Source organism: Amorphus coralli DSM 19760 (assembly GCF_000374525.1).
Classification (GTDB): Bacteria; Pseudomonadota; Alphaproteobacteria; order Rhizobiales; family Amorphaceae; genus Amorphus; species Amorphus coralli.
In genome coordinates this window covers 522,025-539,290 of record NZ_KB894571.1, presented here as the reverse complement: position 1 = coordinate 539,290, position 17,266 = coordinate 522,025, and the positions used below count along the sequence as shown (strand labels likewise).

The window sequence follows — 17,266 nt, the reverse complement described above, 5'->3', positions numbered from 1 at the left end:
TACCCGGCCAGCAGTGTGTGATAAAGAACCGACGCCTTCTGCCGTCATGTTGTGGCAGGATCGGCCGAGACGGGCCCGAGCGAAGGCGGCCCGCAGGGAGGACCGGATGAGCGGTGTGGCCATGCCTCGCCCGAGCGAGGAGACGCTGGAGCGGCGCGCGGCGATCGTGGCGGCGCTCCGCGCGATCGTTCCGAACGAGGGCGTGATCGCAGACGATCTCGAGATGCGCGCCTACGAATCCGACGGGCTGACCGCCTATCGTCAGCTGCCGCTGGTGGTGGTGTTGCCGGAAACGGTCGACCAGGTGAGCCGCATCCTGGCCTACTGCCACGCCAACGACGTCAAGGTCGTGCCGCGGGGGGCCGGGACGTCGCTGTCGGGCGGGGCGTTGCCGCTTGCCGATGGCGTGCTCCTGTCGATGATGAAGTTCAACCGGGTGCTGGACATCGACTACGACAACCGCACGGCCACCGTGCAGCCCGGCGTCACCAATCTGGCCGTCACTCAGGCGGTCCAGCACCGCGGCTTCTACTATGCGCCCGATCCGTCCTCGCAGATCGCCTGCTCCATCGGTGGCAACGTGGCGGAAAATTCCGGCGGGGTGCACTGCCTCAAGTACGGCCTCACCACCAACAACGTGCTGGGCATCGAGATGGTGCTGATGACCGGCGAGGTGGTGCGCTTCGGCGGCCAGCATCTCGACAGCGGCGGCTACGACATGCTGGCGCTGGCGGTCGGCTCGGAGGGACTGCTCGGGGTGGTAACCGAGGTGACGGTGCGCATCCTGAAGGCGCCGGAAACGGCGCGCGCCCTGCTGATCGGATTTCATTCCAGCGAGGAGGCCGGGGCCTGCGTGGCGGAGGTGATCGGCGCCGGCATCATTCCGGCGGGCATGGAAATGATGGACCGGCCCGCCATCCTGGCGGCGGAGGATTTCGTGCAGGCCGGCTATCCGCGCGACGCCGAGGCGCTGCTCATCGTGGAGCTCGACGGACCGGCAATCGAAGTCGATCATCTGATCTCTGACATTGAAGGCCGGGCCCGCAACAACGGAGCGTTCCACATCCGCATATCCACGTCGGAAGAGGAACGCGCAAAGTTCTGGGCAGGCAGAAAGGCAGCCTTTCCGGCCGTCGGTCGCATCTCGCCCGACTACTATTGTATGGACGGTACAATTCCCCGCAAGTCGCTTCCGCTGGTCCTGCGAAGGATGCGGGAATTGTCCGAACACTACGGGCTGCGGGTGGCGAATGTGTTTCATGCCGGCGACGGGAACCTTCATCCCCTCATTCTCTACGATGCCAACAAGGACGGTGAGCTGCAGCGCGCGGAGGACTTCGGCTCCGACATCCTCCGCCTCTGCGTGGAGGTGGGCGGCTGCCTGACCGGCGAGCACGGCGTCGGGGTGGAGAAGCGCGACCTGATGCCCTCCATGTTCGACGAGGACGACCTGAAGCAGCAGCAGCGGGTGAAGTGCGCCTTCGACGACAAGCATCTCCTGAACCCCGGGAAGGTGTTCCCGGTGCTGCATCGCTGCGCCGAGCTTGGCCGCATGCACGTTCACGCCGGGGCGCTGCCGTTCCCAGACATTCCCCGTTTCTGAGCCGCTCATGAGTGACAGGTTGACCCCCACCACCGCCGACGAGGTGCGCGACTGCGTCGCCTGGGCGGTGTCCGCGAACCAGCCGCTGGAGGTGGTCGGGCTGGGCAGCAAGCGCGGTATCGGCCGGCCGGTGCAGGCAAGCCGGATGCTCGACCTGTCGGGCGTGTCCGGCATCGTTGCCTACGAGCCGGAGGAGCTGGTCCTGACGGTGCGGGCCGGCACGTCCCTGGCGGAGGTGTCCGACGCCCTGTCGCAGGCCGGGCAGGAGTTCGCCTTCGAGCCGATGGACCACTCGGTGCTGCTTGGGTCCGAAGGCGGGGCGGGCACCGTTGGGGGCCTGCTGGCCGCTAACCTGGCGGGTCCGCGCCGCATCAAGGCAGGCGCCGCGCGCGACCATGTCCTCGGCATCGCGGCCGTCTCCGGACGCGGCGAGATCTTCAAGGCCGGCGGGCGGGTGGTGAAGAACGTCACCGGCTACGACCTGGCGCGGGGGCTCGCCGGATCCTGGGGCACGCTCGCGGTTTCCACCGAAATGACGTTCAAGGTGCTGCCGGCGGGCGAGACGACGACGACGGTCGTCGTGCACGGCCTCGACGACGAGACGGCGGTGCGGGCGATGGCGGCAGCGCTCGGCTCGTCGGCCGACGTTTCCGGCGCGGCGCACCTGCCGGCCGAGACGGCCGGATCGGCGGGGCCGGTGGCGGGGCCCGCGACGCTTCTGCGCCTTGAAGGCTTCGCGCCCTCGGTGCTGGCGCGCACGCAAGCGCTGACGACCCTGCTCGAGGTGTTCGGCGAGATCGACACGCTGGACGCCGACCGCTCGGCCGCGCTGTGGCGCGACATTCGCGACTGCCGGCCCTTCGCCGGCAGCACGAGCGACCCGGTCTGGCGCGTATCGGTGGCGCCGACATCCGGGCCGCCGGTGCTGCGCGACATGATCGGCCGTCGGCCGGCGCGCGGCTTCTACGACTGGGGCGGCGGGCTCGTCTGGATCGCCACCGGGCCGGAGGACGATGCGGGAGCGGCGGAGCTGCGCCGGTCGATCGCGGCGCACGGCGGCGGCCACGCCACGCTGGTGCGCGGCAGCGATGCACTCAGGACTTCCGTGCCGGTGTTCGAGCCCGAACCGGGTCCGCTGGCGGCGCTCTCGGCCCGGCTGAAGGCGCAGTTCGATCCGACCGGTATCCTCAACCCAGGGCGGATGCGCGCCGGACTATGAACCGGCCGCGAGATAGGCGATGGTCCCCGCGGAACCGGGAAACCGGGCATGGCCGCGAAACGGAAACGGAAGCACGGAGCAAGGCATGAGTGAGAGCAATCCCACCCCGGTGCAGTCCCAGGACGACGCCGGGCTGTTCAATACCGGACGGTCCAACATCCAGCTGATCTACGCCCTCTACCTGGTCAGCTTCATCACCGGCCTGACCGCGATCGTCGGGATCATCTTCGCCCATCTCAACCGCGAGAAGGCCACCGGCTGGGCCGAAAGCCACTATGTCTACGCGATCCGCACCTTCTGGATCGGGCTTCTGTACGGTGTCATCAGCTTCGTGCTGTCGTTCGTGCTGATCGGCTTCGTGACCGGTGTCCTGGCGGTCATCTGGTTTGCGGTGCGCTGCATCAAGGGCCTGATCGCGGCCGGCAACCGCGAGCCGATCGCCAAGCCGGAAACCTGGCTCATCTAGGTCGGACGCAGACCGACCGGAGCCGAACGAGAGGGATTACCCGGGCCGGCCGCTGGCCCGGGCGGGGCGCGGAGGAGGCGCAATGCAGACCCATTTTTCGCCGGCGCAGCTCCAGGACCCGGCCATTGCCCATTCGGAGCAGATCCTGCGCACGTGCGTGCATTGCGGCTTCTGCACGGCGACCTGTCCGACCTTCGTGCTTCTGGGCGACGAACTCGACAGCCCGCGCGGGCGCATCTACCTGATCAAGGACATGCTGGAGGCCGGCCGACCGGCCACCGAGCAGGTGGTGAAGCATATCGACCGCTGCCTGTCGTGCCTCTCCTGCATGACCACCTGTCCGTCGAGCGTGAACTACATGCACCTGGTCGACCATGCCCGGGCGCACATCGAGGAAACCTACCGGCGGCCGCTTCACGACCGGGCGCTGCGCCGGCTCCTCACGCTGATCCTTCCCTATCCGGGCCGGTTCCGGCTGGCGATGCGGTTCGCCGCACTCGGCCGGCCGTTCGCGGGCCTGTTCCGGACGGGGCCGGCGGCGCGGTTGGGCGCCATGCTGCGGCTGGCGCCGACGTCGCTGCCCGCCGCCGAGCGCACGCCGCGCCCTCACGTGATCGCGGCCGAGGGCCCGGTCCGCAAGCGCGTGGCGCTGATGACGGGCTGCGTGCAGTCGGTGATCGCGCCGGACATCAACGCGGCGGCGGTCAGGCTCTTGTCGAAGGCGGGCGTCGAGGTGGTGATGCCTGCGGGGGAGGGGTGCTGCGGCGCGCTCGTCCATCACATGGGACGGGAGGCCGATTCGCTCGCCGCCGCGCGCGCCAATGTCGATGCCTGGTGGCACGAGATCGAGCGCGGCGGGCTGGATGCCATCGCCATCACCGCCTCCGGCTGCGGGACCACGGTCAAGGACTACGCGCACATGCTGTCCGGCGATCCGCAATACGCGGACCGGGCGCGAGAGATCGCCGAGCGGGCGAAGGACATCTCCGAGGTGCTCGCCGACTGCGATCTCGGCGCTCCGGTGCGCGCGGCCGAGGCGGCGGTCGCCTACCATTCGGCCTGCTCGATGCAGCACGGCCAGAAGATCAAGACGGAACCCCGGGCGCTCCTGACCGGTGCGGGCTTTCGCGTGGTGGAGGTGCCGGAGGGCCACCTCTGTTGCGGCTCGGCGGGCGTCTACAACATCCTCCAGCCTGAGATCGCGGAGAGGCTGAAGGCGCGCAAGGTCGGCAACATCGAGCGGACCGGCGCGGACATCGTCGCCACCGGCAACATCGGCTGCATCACGCAAATCGGATCGGGGAGCGAGCGGCCGATCGTGCATACGGTGGAACTGCTCGACTGGGCGCATGGCGGACCGGTGCCGCGCGGCCTTGCCGGGCGCGAGGATCTGCTGAGGGAGCGGCCTGTGGGCCCCATCGACGGTGCGGAAACGAGCCGGCAGGGTGTCGACGTCATCGTCACGCCCTGAACCGCCGTCAAGGTGATGACCCGGCGGGAAGCGGCGTACCGGGTCGGTCCCGGGCAGCAGGCGGTCTTTCATGCGGGTCATCGGCGCAGCGCTTTTCCTTCTCCTCGTCGCGGTTGCGCCGGCCCGCGCCGATGCAGCTCAGCTGGCGGAAGAACCGGGCCACCTGGTGCGGGCCGACGACGGGTTCACCGCGGAAGCTGGAGATGAGGCGACCGCCGAAACCGGGACGCAGCCAGACCCCAAGCCCGAGATCGCCCGCCTGTGCGGGCTCCTCACGGCCGCGGCCGAGGCGAACGCGGTACCGGAGGAGTTCTTCATCCGGCTGATCTGGGCGGAGAGCCGGTTCGATCCGAACGCGGTCAGCCCGGTCGGAGCCCAGGGCATCGCCCAGTTCATGCCGTACACGGCGAAGGAGCGGGGGCTCGACGCGCCGTTCGAGCCGGAGCAGGCGCTGCCGGCGTCGGCCTCGTTCCTCAAGACGCTGCACGACCGGTTCGGTCACTGGGGGCTGGCGGCGATGGCCTACAACGCCGGGCCGAACCGGGTGGACGGGTTTCTCGGGGGTGGGTTCCTGCCCTCCGAAACGCGCAACTATGTCTACGCCATCACCGGCCGGTCGGCGGAGTTCTGGCGGGCCCGGCGGCGGCAGGCCATCGAGGACGCCGCGCTGGAGCTGACCCTCAACCCGCATCCGCCGCTGGTGCTGCCCGAGCCTCCCGTGACGAAGCCGGGCGATCCGCAGCCGATCGTTGCCGGCACCGTGTCGGCCGCGGCCGGAGGCGTGGTGCCGCATCCGGGAGCCGCGGGCGAGGCGGACGGTGCACGTGCGGCGGTGCCAAAGGCCCGCCCCGCCGATCTGCCGGTGCCACCGGTGGACTGCGCCACGCTGGTGGCGGAGCTCGGCAGGGGGCGGGCATCGCCACGTCCGCCGGAAAGTGGCGGGTGGACGCCCTGGGGCGCGCAGCTCGCCGGCCACGCCAACCCATCCATCGCCATGCGGCAGTTCTCCCGCGCCCAGGCCCGGCTCCCCGGCGACCTGAGCGGCCGGCCGCCGGTGGTCATCGCGAGGCGGGTGCCGGGAATGGGACGCCGCGCCATCCACGCGGTGCAGCTCGGTGCGCCGTCGCGCACGGAAGCGCGCGCGCTGTGCAAGCGCATCGGATCGGCCGGGCTGCCCTGCGTCGTGGTGCGGAACTGAGGCCGGCGACCGGCGACTGCGGGCGGCCCGCGATGCTGTGTCCCAAGCGGAATGACCGTCCCGGCATTGACACCCGCGGCGCGCCCAAGTAACCATCTATGCAATCGATTGCATTCTGGTCGCGCATTTATCGAGATTGGATATACGCGACCTTGCGCCGTCCGCCCCCGTGGACGGAAACTCGGAACATCGGGCCGGATTGAAGAGCCCAAGCTCGTGGGAGGAGAGAGCATGACCAACATCATCACGCCGGGTGGCCCGGTGGCCGGCGCCTCTCTGGATCCGAACTGGAACTGGAAGCGCGCGATCCCGTCCTACGGGCACACCAGCGTCGACTTCGAGCGCCGCGTGGATCACGACCGGCTGCGTGCCTACCGGCTGGGCCGGGCGCGTCAGGCGCTGAAGAATTCCGGATGCGGCGCGCTGCTGCTCTTCGACGTCAACAACATCCGCTACGTCTCCGGCACGAAGATCGGCGAGTGGGAGCGCGACAAGCTCTGCCGCTTCACGCTGCTGGCCGGCGACAACGACCCGGTGGTCTGGGACTTCGGCTCCGCCGCCGTCCACCACAAGCTCTATTGCGACTGGTTCCCGGAAGACAACTGGCGCGCCGGCGTGCTCGGCATGCGGGGCACGATCCCGCCGTCCTTCGGGCTGATGAAGATGCACTCGGAGGAGATCATGGATCTCCTGCGCCAGGCCGGCGTCGCCGATCAGCCGGTGGGCATCGATCTCGCCGAGACGGCGATGATGTTCGAGCTGCAGAAGGCCGGCATGACCGTCGTCGACGGCCAGCAGATCATGCTCGACGCCCGCGAGATCAAGAATATCGACGAGATCGTGCTGCTGAACCAGGCCGCCGCCATGGTTGATGGCGTCTACCACATGATCTACGAGGAGCTGAAGCCGGGCGTCCGCGAGAACGACATCGTCGCGATGGCCAACAAGATGCTCTACGAGATGGGCTCCGACGACGTCGAGGCGATCAACGCGATCTCCGGCGAGCGCTGCAACCCGCACCCGCACAACTTCACCGACCGGCTGCTGCGCCCGGGCGACCAGGCCTTCTTCGACATCCTCCAGTCGTACCAGGGCTATCGCACCTGCTACTACCGGACCTTCAACATCGGCAAGGCGACGGACGTCCAGACCGACGCCTACAAGCAGTGCCGCGAGTGGCTCGACAAGGCCATCGCCATGATCAAGCCGGGCGTGTCCACCGACAAGGTCGCCGCCGTCTGGCCGAAGGCGGAGGAGTTCGGCTTCCCGAGCGAGCTGGCCGCGTTCGGCCTGCAGTTCGGCCACGGGCTTGGCCTGGCGCTGCACGAGCGGCCGATCATCTCCCGTCTCGTCTCCCTCGACAATCCGATGGAGATCAAGACCGGCATGGTCTTCGCGCTGGAGACCTACTGCCCGGCCACCGACGGCTACTCCGCCGCCCGGATCGAGGAGGAGGTCGTGGTCACCGACACCGGTTGCCAGGTGATCACCCACTTCCCCTCCGAAGAGCTGCCGATCGCCAACCGCTACTGAGCGGGTCCACCTTTAGAAGAGGGAGGCTCCGTGGTGAACGCACGGACCAAACGTTCGGCCAAGTCCGCGTCGGCGGCGGCCCGGAACGACGATATCGGCGAGGACGTCCGACTCGCGCTGTATCGCAGCCAGGTCGAGATCCGCGACTGCGAGCAGCGCGCCTACGACCTGTTCCTGCAGAACCTGGTGAAGGGGACGAGCCATCTCGCCCTCGGACAGGAGGCCATCGCCGCCGGCTTCGGCGTTGCGATGAAGCCGGGTGACAAGAGCTTCTGCACCTATCGCGGCCATCACCACACGCTGGCCCGCGGTGTCTCCATGGAGAAGGTGCTGGGCGAGCTGATGCAGCGCGACAACGGGCTGATGCGCGGCAAGGGCGGCTCCATGCACCTGGCGTCGTCGGAGCACGGCGTGCTCGGCTCCTACGCCATCATCGGCGCCCACCTGCCGCTCGCCTGCGGCTCGGCGCTGCGCGCCCAGTACATGGGCGACGACGACGTCACCGTCTGCTTCTTCGGTGACGGCACCACCAACATCGGCGCCTTCCACGAGGCGCTGAACTTCGCCGCGGTCTACAAGCTGCCGGTGGTCTTCGTGTGCGAGAACAATCTCTACATGGAGTACACGCCGATCGGCGAGGTGACGGCGGTCGAGCATCCCGCCGCCGACCGCGCAGGCGCCTACGGCCTGCCGTCGATCATCGTCGACGGCAACGACGCGGACGCGGTCTACCGCGCCGCCCAGGAGGCCTTTGCCAAGGCGCGGGCCGGCGACGGCCCTTCGCTCATCGAGTGCAAGACCTACCGGCACTCGGGCCACTCCCGCGCCGACCCGGGCAAGTACCGTCCGGAAGGCGAGCTTGAGAAGTGGAAGGAGCGCGATCCGCTCAAGATCTACCGCCAGAGGCTCGCCGAGTTCGGCGTGTCGGAGGACCAGATCAAGGCGATCGAAGAGGCTTCCAAGACGAAGGTCGACGAGGCAACGGAGGCCTGCAAGGCAGCGCCGCCGACGCCCGAGGATCTCCTGTTCACCGACGTCTATGCGGATGGAAAGTGGTCATGGCGGAACTGACCTATCGCGACGCGGTCGCGCGCGGCATCGCCCAGGAACTGAAGAACGACGAACGCGTCATCTTCCTCGGCGAGGACGTCGCCAAGGCGGGCGGCGTGTTCAAGGCGACCGTCGGCCTCTACGAGGAGTTCGGGCCGACCCGCGTCCGCGACTGCCCGATCTCCGAGCAGGCGATCCTGGGCGCGGCCATGGGCGCGGCGATGACCGGCATGCGGCCGATCGCCGAGATCATGTTCTCCGACTTCCTGGCGGTTTGCTTCGACTACGTGGCGAACGAGTTCCCGAAGGCGCGCTACATGTCGGCGGGCCAGCTGGAGTGCCCGCTGGTGGTGCGCACCGCGAACGGGGCGGGCTCGCGTTTCGGTGCCCAGCACTCCCAGTCCATCGAGAACTGGGCGATGATGATCCCCGGCCTGAAGGTGGTGGCACCCTCGACCCCGGCCGACGTGGTGGGGCTGCTCGCGGCGGCTGTGCGCGATCCGGACCCGGTGATCTTCTTCGAGCACAAGTCGCTCTACGCGACGAAGGGCGAGGTGCCGGACGGCGAGATCGTCGACACGCTCGGCACCGCCAAGGTGCTGCGTGAGGGCAAGGACGCCACCATCTGCGCGCTGGCGTTGATGGTGCCGCGCGCCCTGCAGGCGGCGGAGGAGCTGTCGCGGGAGCACGGCATCGAGGCCGAGGTCATCGACCTGCGCTCGCTGGTTCCCCTCGACACCCAGACCATCCTCGGCTCGGTCGGCAAGACCGGCCGGCTGTTCACGGTGGAGGAGAATCCCCGGCTCTGCGGCTGGGGCGCGGAAATCGCGTCCATCGTGGCGGATGAGGCCTTCTGGGATCTCGACGGCCCCGTGGTGCGCATCACCACGCCGCACATTCCGCTGCCGGCAGCCGACAATCTGGAGGACATCGTGCTGCCCACGGTGCCCCGTATCGTCGAAACCGTGCGGACCTCGCTCGGCTGAGGCCGGGCGGGCAACAAAGTCGAAGCCAACGGGCCGAGGCGCGACGGAAAGCCGTCGCTGCCGCCCGCCAGCAGGGAGGACTTCCCCGTGGACAATAACGCAATGGTGGACGCGCCGACCGATCTCTATATCGGTGGCGCCTGGCGCGAGGCCTCCGACGGCGGCCGCTTCGACGTGTTCGACCCGGCTCGGGAAACGGTGATCGCCTCGGTGGCGAGCGGCACCGTGGACGATGCGCTCGCGGCGGTGGATGCCGCCGACGCGGCGTTCGCCGACTGGGCCGGGCGCAAGCCGCGCGAGCGCGCCGAGATCCTGCGCAAGGCCTACGATCTCATCATGGCCGACAAGGACCGGCTGGCCCGGCTGATCACGCTGGAGAACGGCAAGGCGCTGCCGGATTCCCAGAGCGAGATCGCCTATGCCGCGGAGTTCTTCCGGTGGTACGCCGAGGAGGCGGTGCGCAACATCGGCGAGGTCATGCGCTCGCCGACCACCGGCGCCCGGATCCTGGTGCATCACAAGCCGGCCGGAATCGGTCTCCTGGTGACGCCGTGGAACTATCCGGCCGCGATGGGCACCCGGAAGATCGGCCCGGCACTGGCGGCCGGCTGCCCGGTGATCATCAAGCCGGCGTCGGAAACGCCGCTGACCATGCTGGCACTGATGCCGCTCCTGGAAGAGGCGGGCGTGCCGAAGGGAGTGGTCAACGTCCTGCCGTCGCGCCGCTCGGGCGCCGTCGCCGATGCCATGCTCGGCGATCCGCGCGTCCGGGTGGTGTCCTTCACCGGCTCCACAGAGGTGGGGCGGACGCTCTTGCAGAGCGCGGCCCGCAACATCGTCAACCCGGCCATGGAGCTCGGCGGCAACGCGCCGTTCATCGTGCGCGAGGATGCCGACCTGGATGCGGCCACCGACGGGGCGATCCTGGCCAAGATGCGCAATCTCGGCGAAGCCTGCACGGCGGCGAACCGGTTCTTCATCCACGACGCCGTCTACGACGCCTTCGCGGAGAAGCTGACGGCCAAGATGGCGGCCATGAAGATGGGCTACGGCCTCGACGAGGGCGTCACCGTCGGATCGCTGGTCAACAAGTCGACCCGTGAGAAGGTGGTTTCGCTGGTGGAGGACGCCACCTCCAAGGGCGCCAAGGTGACCACTGGCGGCACGCTGCCGGAGGGGCCGGGCTTCTTCTATCCGCCGACGGTGCTCACCGATGTCAGCGACAACGCGGAGCTGATGAACGAGGAGATCTTCGGTCCGGTGGCGGCGCTGCTGCGCTATTCCGACGACGAGGAGCTGGTGCGCCGCGCCAACGACACCGAGTACGGCCTCGTCGCCTACCTCTACACGCAGGATGTGCCGAAGGGGCTGGCGCTCGCCGAGCGCCTCGATTTCGGCATGGTCGGCCTCAATCGCGGCCTTGTCTCCGATCCGGCGGCGCCGTTCGGCGGCATGAAGCAGTCCGGCATCGGCCGCGAGGGCGGCCACGAAGGCCTGATGGAGTTCCTCGAGACCCAGTACGTCTCGGTGGAATGGTGAGCCGAACACAATAAGCGACGGGGAGGCCGCCATGGATGTTCTGATGCCGCAGATCGGCGAGACGGTGACCGAGGGCACCGTGTCGACGTGGTTCAAGTCGGTGGGCGATGCAGTCGCACCGGGCGACAATCTGTTCGAGATCGAGACCGACAAGGTCGCGATGGAGGTGCAGGCGACCGAGGGCGGCGTGCTACTCGCGGTCCATGTCGGGTCCGGCGAGACCGCCCCCGTGGGGGCCGTGGTGGCGGTGATCGGCGAGGCGGGCACCAAGGTTGAGGCGCCGGCGAAGACGCCTGCCCCCGCCAAGGCGGAGACACCGGCCGAAGCCAAGCCCGAGGCGCCGGCGCCGAAGCCCGCCGCGAAGGCCGGCAACGGGGCCGCCGCGCCGGCAAAGCGTGCACCGACCGGCCCGGCCGAGGAGCGGCTCGACCCGTTCCGCCCGGTGCAGGCACCGGAGGGCTCCTTCGGCCCGGCGGAGGGACCGGAGGGCGTCAGGCTGACGCCGCTCGCGCGCCGGCTGATCAAGCAGAACGGCATCGATCTGTCCGCGCTTGCGGCGCGCGCCCCGGGCAAGCGCATCTCCAAGAAGGACGTGATCGCGGCGATGGAGCAGGGCGTGGGGCAGGCCGGGGGTGCCGCGTCCGCTGGCCGGTCGCTGGCGCCGGTGCAGGCTCCGCCCGTGTCGCACCAGCCTGGCGACGAGGTGGTTGCGTTCAACCGGATCCGGCGGACCACCGCCAAGGCGCTGGGTGGGGTGTGGCAGGCCATGCCGCACGTCAGCCAGGGCATGGAGATCGACTTCGCCGCCGTCGACAGGGCGCGGCGTGGCGCCAAGGAGGCGTTCCGGGAGCGCCACGGCGTGTCGCTGACCTTCCTGCCCTTCGTGGCCCGGGCCGTGGCGATTGCGCTGGCCGAGTTCCCGAAGGTCAATTCGGCCTATTCGGAGGACGGGCTGGTCGTCCGCAAGGCGATCAATCTCGGCATCGCCATCGATCTCTCCCATGACGGGCTGGTGGTGCCGGTCCTCAAGAATGTCGACGACCTGTCGCTCTCCGGGATCGCCAAGCAGATCGACCGGCTGGTGAAGCGAGCGCGCAACGGCGAGCTCGGCCCGGACGATTTCGAGGGCGCCACCTACGCCATCACCAACAACGGCTCGTTCGGCACGACCTTCACCACTCCGATCATCAATCCCGGCAACGCCGCGATCCTGTCCATGGACGCGATCATCAAGAAGCCGGTGGTGATCGACGTGGATGGCTCCGACGTCATCGTGCCGCGCCCGGTGGGCATGCTGGTCCAGAGCTTCGACCACCGGGCCTTCGACGGCGCCTACTCGGCCGCCTACCTGTCGCGGCTGAAGGAGCTCCTGGAGCGGCGCGACTGGCAGGCCGAGATCGGCTAGGGCGAGGGCGACATGGCCGACACCGCAGAGTTCGACATCGTCGTTGCGGGGGGTGGCCACAACAGCCTCATCACCGCGGCCTACCTGGCCAAGGCCGGCCTGTCCTGCCTGGTGCTGGAAGGCCAAAAGGCGGTGGGCGGCAACACCGCCACCGACGAGGTGACGCTGCCGGGCTTCCGGCACGACACCTGTTCCACCGCGCACAACCTGATCCAGGCGAGCCCCATCCTGAGGGATGGCGAGCTGCCGCTCGGCGACTACGGGCTCGACTACATCCTGCCGGATCCCGTGGTGCACATGCCGTTTGACGACGGCACATCCATCACCCAGTGGCGCGACATCGAGCGCACCGCGGCGGAGTTCGCCCGGTTCTCCGAGAGCGACGCCGCTTCCTACAAACGCTTCATCGCGGAGTACCAGGCCGTCGCGCCGATCTTCTCGGCGGCGAGCTACACGCCGATCGGCTTCGGCCCGTCGCTGGCCGAACGGCTCGCCGAGCATCCCGACGGTGCGATCTGGCAGAAACGCATCGCCCTGTCGGCCTGGGACATCATCCGCGGCACCTTCGAGCACGAGCGGGTGCGCGCCTTCCTGCTGTGGATGGCCATGATGACCATGGTGCCGCCGGAACAGGCCATGTCCGGCCGGCTCGCCTATTCGCTGGTGGCTGGACGGCAGAGATGGAGCTGGACGCTGCCGCGCGGCGGCTCGGCCGCGCTGCCCGACGCGCTCACCGGCTACATCGAGGCGAACGGCGGCGCGATCCGCACCAATTCCTGGGTGAAGCGTCTCATCGTGGAGAACGGCCGCTGCGTCGGCGTCGAATGCGCCGACGGCTCGGTGCATCGCGCCCGCAGGGCGGTGGTCTCGACGATCCACGTGAAGGACCTCCTGGGCATGGCGTCCGACGAGGCCTGGCCCGGCGCCTTCCGGGAGGCCGTCGACAGCTGGCAGAGCGGCATCGCCATGTTCGCCGCGCACTACGCCTCGACCGTTCCGCTCGAATTCGAGGTGGGCGGCGAGACCCTGCGGCCCTCGGCGGTCGGCGTCATGCCGAGCGTCGACCGGGCGCTACAGGTGGGCTCGGACGTGGCGCGCGGCCGGGTCAACACGGACGATCCGCCGCTCCTGGTCATGTGCTCGACAAGTGCCGATCCGTCGCGCGCGCCGGACGGCTGCCACACGGTGAAGGTGGTCGGCTTCCATCCCTACGACCTCGCCGAGGGCGCGGACCGGTGGGACGCCCTCAAGGAGGACGTGGCGTTGGCCAATTTGCGCCAGTTGCAGCGCTTCTCGCCGGCGCTGACCGACGAGACGATCCTGGGCCGCCACGTGAAGAGCCCGCTCGACCTGGAGCGGCTCAATCCGCACAACTGGCACGGCTCCTGTCATGGCGGCGCGCAGATCCCGGCCCAGGCCGGGGGGCTGCGGCCGGTCGCCGGCTGGGCCCAGCACCGGATGCCCATCGAAGGGCTTTACCAGACCGGGGCAACGACCCATCCCGGCGGCTCGGTGTCCGGCGGACCCGGCCGCAACGCTGCCATGGTGCTGCTTTCCGACCTCGGGATGCCGTTTCCCGCCGGATAGGCGGGCCGGCTCAGCGCCAATGGCGCAGTGCGAAAAACCCGCGCGCTTTTTCCCGATGCGTTCGCTACGATGTCGGATGGCCGCTCGCACCTGACGTGGGCGGCGATGACCGCCGAAGCCAATGGCCGGGCGGTTCGGGAGATCGAATCGACATGAACGAAGGCTTCAGCGGCGGGTGCGCCTGTGGTGCGGTGCGGTACGAATGCACCGATCCGCCCCGCCTCGTCGCGCATTGCCATTGCGAGGACTGCCGCCGGTCCAGCGGCACCGGACACACGACGCATGTGGTGGTGGATGAGGCCGCCTTTCACCTGACAGGCTCGGTCACGACCTTCCGCAGGGTCGGCGAAACCGGTCTTTCGGTCGAGCGCAGCTTCTGCCCGACGTGCGGGTCGCACATCGTGGCGCGCTATGCGGTGCGGGCGGGCAGCGTGCACATCCGCGCCTCCAGCCTAGACGATCCCAACGCGCTGTCGCCGAACCTGATCATCTATGCCAGCCGGGCGCTGGACTGGACGAGCATGGATCCCGCGCTGCCGGCCTTTCCGGAAATGGCGGTGGACTCGGCGCGCGCGCTCCTGGAGCAGTAGCGGGGTTCAGCGGTCCGTTTCAGACGCCGCAATGTCCGCGCTGCGGCCGGCGGAGGGGGTATCCCCGCGCGGGCCGAAGATCGTCTCGTTGATCGTGGCCGGAACCGGTCCGGTGGTCTGCCGGGGAACCATCTCGACCTCGAGAACCTCGTGGACGGCGGGCAGGGTGCCGCGCTCGGCGCCGAGCCGCTCCAGGATGATCTCCGCGGCGCGCCGGCCCGCCTCGTAGGTCTGGATGCGGACGGTGGTCAGCGGCGGAGTGGTCATGTCGGCAAATGGCATGTCGTTGTAGCCGGTGACCGAGACTTCCTCCGGCACCTTGATGCCCCGTATGGAGAGGGCCTGCAGCGCGCCGATGGCGAGCCGGTCGTTGGCGGTAATCAGGGCGGTGAACGGAATGCCCCTGTCGAGCAGCTCCAGGCAGCCCTCGCGGCCACTCTCCTCGTTGAAAGCACCGGCGAAGCCGATCAGGTCGCGCCATTTGCGCAGGCGGTGCTTCTTCGCTGCCCGGCAGAAGCCGTAGTAGCGAAACAGGCCGGTGGAGAGGCGCTGCGGCCCGGCGAGGTGGGCGACGGTGCGGTGCCCGAGCTCGACGATGTGGTCGACCGCCAGGGCGAGGCCGCCGGTCTCGTTGTTGATGACGTAGGACACCCGCTCATCGTCGATCATCCGGTTCACGGTGACGACCGGGATGCCGTCCTCCATGGCCTGGACGATGGCGGCATCCTGGCGCTGGGCGCTGGCGAGGATCAGTCCGTCGACGCCGCGGGCGCGCATGATGTCCATCAGCGTCCGCTCCTTCACCGGGTCGGAGTCGGTGTTGGCGATGATCGGCACGTAACCCTGCTGGGCGAGCGTGTCCTCGATACCGCGCAGGATCGGCGGAAAGATCATGTTGGTGATGTCGGGGACCAGCACGCCGATGGTCATCGACTGCTGGGTCCTCAGGCTGGAGGCGATGGAGTTCGGCCTGTACTGAAGCTCGCTGGCGATCCGGGTGATGCGCTCGGCGAGGGAGTCCGTGATCAGGTGCCGGGTCTTGGGGTCGAGCGCCCGCGACACGGTGGACGCATGCACACCCGCTGCCGCCGCGACATCCTTAAGCTTTACCCGGCCCTTAGCCATTCTCGTCCTCGTCGCCGCCCGGGCGGCCCATCTCGTCTGATCATACTGGCATAACACGCCGATTCGCGGGCGAAAACGGCATGGGCGGTGTTTCGGCGTGCGCGGAAAACCAAAAGCGCGGGCAAGGGGCGGTTGCAATCGGGCCCACGATATGGCACCGATATGCAAACGATTGCATAAGCGGCTGACGCGGCCTCCATGCCGGAGGGGCGCGAGGCGGCAAGAAGGTTCGGCGCGCGCGAGGAAATGCGGGTCGCGCCGTGCAGCGAGGGAGGGCCGGAATGAGGTTCGAAGCAGTGGCGTCCTGCGCCATTCGGCGATCGACCGTTCAGCGACGGGACCGATGGCGGCTGCGGCCGGCCGGGTGCCGTGCCGCGTTCCCGCACTCCTGACATCCACACCAAACACTTCCTGCGAAAGGACCCGCTCATGTTGGACAACAGGCATACGATCGGCTGGATCGGAATGGGCCGTATGGGCTACCCGATGGCGGAGCGGCTGGTGAAGGCCGGCAACTCGGTGCAGATCTGGAACCGCACCCGTGCCAAGGCCGAGCCGCTTGCCGAGAAGGGCGCGACCCTTGTCGACAGCCCGACGGATCTCGCCGGTGTCGACGTGCTCTTCACCATGGTGTCCACCGGAGCGGATCTGGAGAAGGTCTATTTCGGCGAGAACGGCGTGTTGTCCGGCGCCAACGGCAGCGTGCCGAAGATCTTCGTGGATTGCTCGTCGATCTCGGTCGAGGAGTCGGAGGCTATCCGCGGCCGTCTTGCCGAACGGGGCGCGGCGTTCGTGGCCGCCCCGGTGTCCGGCAACGGCAAGTGCGTGAAGGCGGGCAAGCTGAGCGTCGTCGCGTCGGGGCCGGAGGACGCCTTCACGACGGTCCGGCCCTATATCGACACCATTGCCGGCCGTGGCGTCTCCTATGTCGGCGAGGGCGAGCTCGCCCGCATCTGCAAGATCGCTCACAACGTCATGCTCGGCGTGGTGACCCAGAACATGATCGAGATCACGCTGCTGGCGGAGAAGGCCGGTGTGCCACGCCACGCCTTCCTCGACTTCATGAACAACTCGGTGATGGGGTCGATCTTCACCCGCTACAAGTCCAACGCGATGGTGAACCTCGACTGGACCACCACCTTCACGCCCTACCTGCTGCGCAAGGACCTGGACCTCGGTCTCGCCGCTGGCCGCGAGCTGGGCGTGCCGATGCCGTCCACGGTCGCCACCCGCGAGGCGCTGCAGAACCATTTCGGCATGGCCAACCTGCACGGCGATGCCGAAGAGTACCTGGCGAAGGACTTCCTGACGCTGATGGAAACCCATGCCCAGTATTCCGACATGACGCTGGAACCGGAGAACGTCCCGGTGCCCACCGGTCTGGAGGTTGAGGAGAAGGGCTGAGCCCCTTCGCGCTTGTGACTTCCCGAATGACAAGGCAGCCGGGGCATGACGACGTGCCCCGGCCGTTCTGCGTCGTGGCCCCTGCCAGCG

The 17,266-nt window shown here is 68.7% G+C and carries 14 protein-coding genes; 13 read left to right on the top strand and 1 reads right to left on the bottom strand.

The window, feature by feature from the left end:
- Positions 1–106: 106 nt before the first annotated feature.
- From C507_RS0106645 to C507_RS0106585, 12 genes are all read left to right on the top strand, one after another.
- Positions 107–1,603, top strand: a complete 1,497-nt coding sequence (locus tag C507_RS0106645; protein ID WP_018698891.1) for an FAD-linked oxidase C-terminal domain-containing protein — start codon at positions 107–109, stop codon at positions 1,601–1,603.
- 7 nt (positions 1,604–1,610) lie between these two features.
- Positions 1,611–2,822 carry a glycolate oxidase subunit GlcE gene (gene glcE / locus C507_RS0106640; protein ID WP_040400649.1) on the top strand — a complete coding sequence of 404 codons (1,212 nt, stop codon included), beginning with the start codon at positions 1,611–1,613 and terminating at the stop codon, positions 2,820–2,822.
- Between the two features lie 85 nt (positions 2,823–2,907).
- Positions 2,908–3,288: a DUF4870 family protein gene (locus C507_RS0106635; protein WP_018698889.1), complete on the top strand. Its 381-nt coding sequence runs from the start codon at positions 2,908–2,910 to the stop codon at positions 3,286–3,288.
- Between the two features lie 82 nt (positions 3,289–3,370).
- Positions 3,371–4,759: a glycolate oxidase subunit GlcF gene (glcF, locus tag C507_RS0106630; RefSeq protein WP_018698888.1), complete on the top strand. Its 1,389-nt coding sequence runs from the start codon at positions 3,371–3,373 to the stop codon at positions 4,757–4,759.
- 70 nt (positions 4,760–4,829) lie between these two features.
- On the top strand, positions 4,830–5,957 hold the full coding sequence (locus C507_RS20595) for a lytic transglycosylase domain-containing protein (protein WP_018698887.1): 1,128 nt from the start codon (positions 4,830–4,832) through the stop codon (positions 5,955–5,957).
- A 231-nt stretch (positions 5,958–6,188) separates the two neighbouring features.
- Positions 6,189–7,490 (top strand): M24 family metallopeptidase, encoded by a 1,302-nt coding sequence (locus C507_RS0106620; protein WP_018698886.1) that lies wholly within the window; start codon positions 6,189–6,191, stop codon positions 7,488–7,490.
- A gap of 33 nt (positions 7,491–7,523) precedes the next feature.
- On the top strand, positions 7,524–8,561 hold the full coding sequence (locus tag C507_RS0106615) for a thiamine pyrophosphate-dependent dehydrogenase E1 component subunit alpha (RefSeq protein WP_156829180.1): 1,038 nt from the start codon (positions 7,524–7,526) through the stop codon (positions 8,559–8,561).
- Positions 8,549–9,526: an alpha-ketoacid dehydrogenase subunit beta gene (locus C507_RS0106610; RefSeq protein ID WP_018698884.1), complete on the top strand. Its 978-nt coding sequence runs from the start codon at positions 8,549–8,551 to the stop codon at positions 9,524–9,526. The genes C507_RS0106615 and C507_RS0106610 overlap by 13 nt, the downstream gene beginning before the upstream one ends.
- A gap of 102 nt (positions 9,527–9,628) precedes the next feature.
- Positions 9,629–11,065: an NAD-dependent succinate-semialdehyde dehydrogenase gene (locus C507_RS0106605; protein WP_018698883.1), complete on the top strand. Its 1,437-nt coding sequence runs from the start codon at positions 9,629–9,631 to the stop codon at positions 11,063–11,065.
- Between the two features lie 31 nt (positions 11,066–11,096).
- On the top strand, positions 11,097–12,470 hold the full coding sequence (locus C507_RS0106600) for a dihydrolipoamide acetyltransferase family protein (protein WP_018698882.1): 1,374 nt from the start codon (positions 11,097–11,099) through the stop codon (positions 12,468–12,470).
- A 12-nt stretch (positions 12,471–12,482) separates the two neighbouring features.
- Entirely contained in the window at positions 12,483–14,057 is a 1,575-nt protein-coding gene (locus C507_RS0106595; protein ID WP_018698881.1) for a phytoene desaturase family protein, read from the top strand.
- A 152-nt stretch (positions 14,058–14,209) separates the two neighbouring features.
- Positions 14,210–14,647, top strand: coding sequence for a GFA family protein (locus C507_RS0106585; RefSeq protein ID WP_018698880.1), 438 nt, complete (start codon positions 14,210–14,212; stop codon positions 14,645–14,647).
- Between the two features lie 6 nt (positions 14,648–14,653).
- Here C507_RS0106585 and C507_RS20590 read toward each other — a convergent pair whose 3' ends face one another.
- A complete protein-coding gene (locus C507_RS20590; protein WP_083923391.1) occupies positions 14,654–15,772 on the bottom strand; it encodes a LacI family DNA-binding transcriptional regulator in 1,119 nt (372 codons plus the stop codon).
- Between the two features lie 429 nt (positions 15,773–16,201).
- On the opposite strand from C507_RS20590, the gene C507_RS0106575 reads away from it, so the two are divergent.
- On the top strand, positions 16,202–17,176 hold the full coding sequence (locus C507_RS0106575; protein WP_018698878.1) for an NAD(P)-dependent oxidoreductase: 975 nt from the start codon (positions 16,202–16,204) through the stop codon (positions 17,174–17,176).
- Positions 17,177–17,266: the final 90 nt, after the last annotated feature.

What these genes read in the sequence shown, in the direction of transcription:
- C507_RS0106595 (WP_018698881.1), top strand. Translation starts at nt 12,483, where the DNA reads ATGGCCGACACCGCAGAGTTCGACATCGTCGTTGCGGGGGGTGGCCAC.
- C507_RS20590 (WP_083923391.1), bottom strand. Translation starts at nt 15,772, where the DNA reads ATGGCTAAGGGCCGGGTAAAGCTTAAGGATGTCGCGGCGGCAGCGGGT.
- glcE (WP_040400649.1), top strand. Translation starts at nt 1,611, where the DNA reads ATGAGTGACAGGTTGACCCCCACCACCGCCGACGAGGTGCGCGACTGC.
- C507_RS0106605 (WP_018698883.1), top strand. Translation starts at nt 9,629, where the DNA reads ATGGTGGACGCGCCGACCGATCTCTATATCGGTGGCGCCTGGCGCGAG.
- C507_RS0106620 (WP_018698886.1), top strand. Translation starts at nt 6,189, where the DNA reads ATGACCAACATCATCACGCCGGGTGGCCCGGTGGCCGGCGCCTCTCTG.
- C507_RS0106635 (WP_018698889.1), top strand. Translation starts at nt 2,908, where the DNA reads ATGAGTGAGAGCAATCCCACCCCGGTGCAGTCCCAGGACGACGCCGGG.
- C507_RS0106610 (WP_018698884.1), top strand. Translation starts at nt 8,549, where the DNA reads ATGGCGGAACTGACCTATCGCGACGCGGTCGCGCGCGGCATCGCCCAG.
- C507_RS0106600 (WP_018698882.1), top strand. Translation starts at nt 11,097, where the DNA reads ATGGATGTTCTGATGCCGCAGATCGGCGAGACGGTGACCGAGGGCACC.
- C507_RS20595 (WP_018698887.1), top strand. Translation starts at nt 4,830, where the DNA reads ATGCGGGTCATCGGCGCAGCGCTTTTCCTTCTCCTCGTCGCGGTTGCG.
- C507_RS0106585 (WP_018698880.1), top strand. Translation starts at nt 14,210, where the DNA reads ATGAACGAAGGCTTCAGCGGCGGGTGCGCCTGTGGTGCGGTGCGGTAC.
- C507_RS0106575 (WP_018698878.1), top strand. Translation starts at nt 16,202, where the DNA reads ATGTTGGACAACAGGCATACGATCGGCTGGATCGGAATGGGCCGTATG.
- C507_RS0106645 (WP_018698891.1), top strand. Translation starts at nt 107, where the DNA reads ATGAGCGGTGTGGCCATGCCTCGCCCGAGCGAGGAGACGCTGGAGCGG.
- glcF (WP_018698888.1), top strand. Translation starts at nt 3,371, where the DNA reads ATGCAGACCCATTTTTCGCCGGCGCAGCTCCAGGACCCGGCCATTGCC.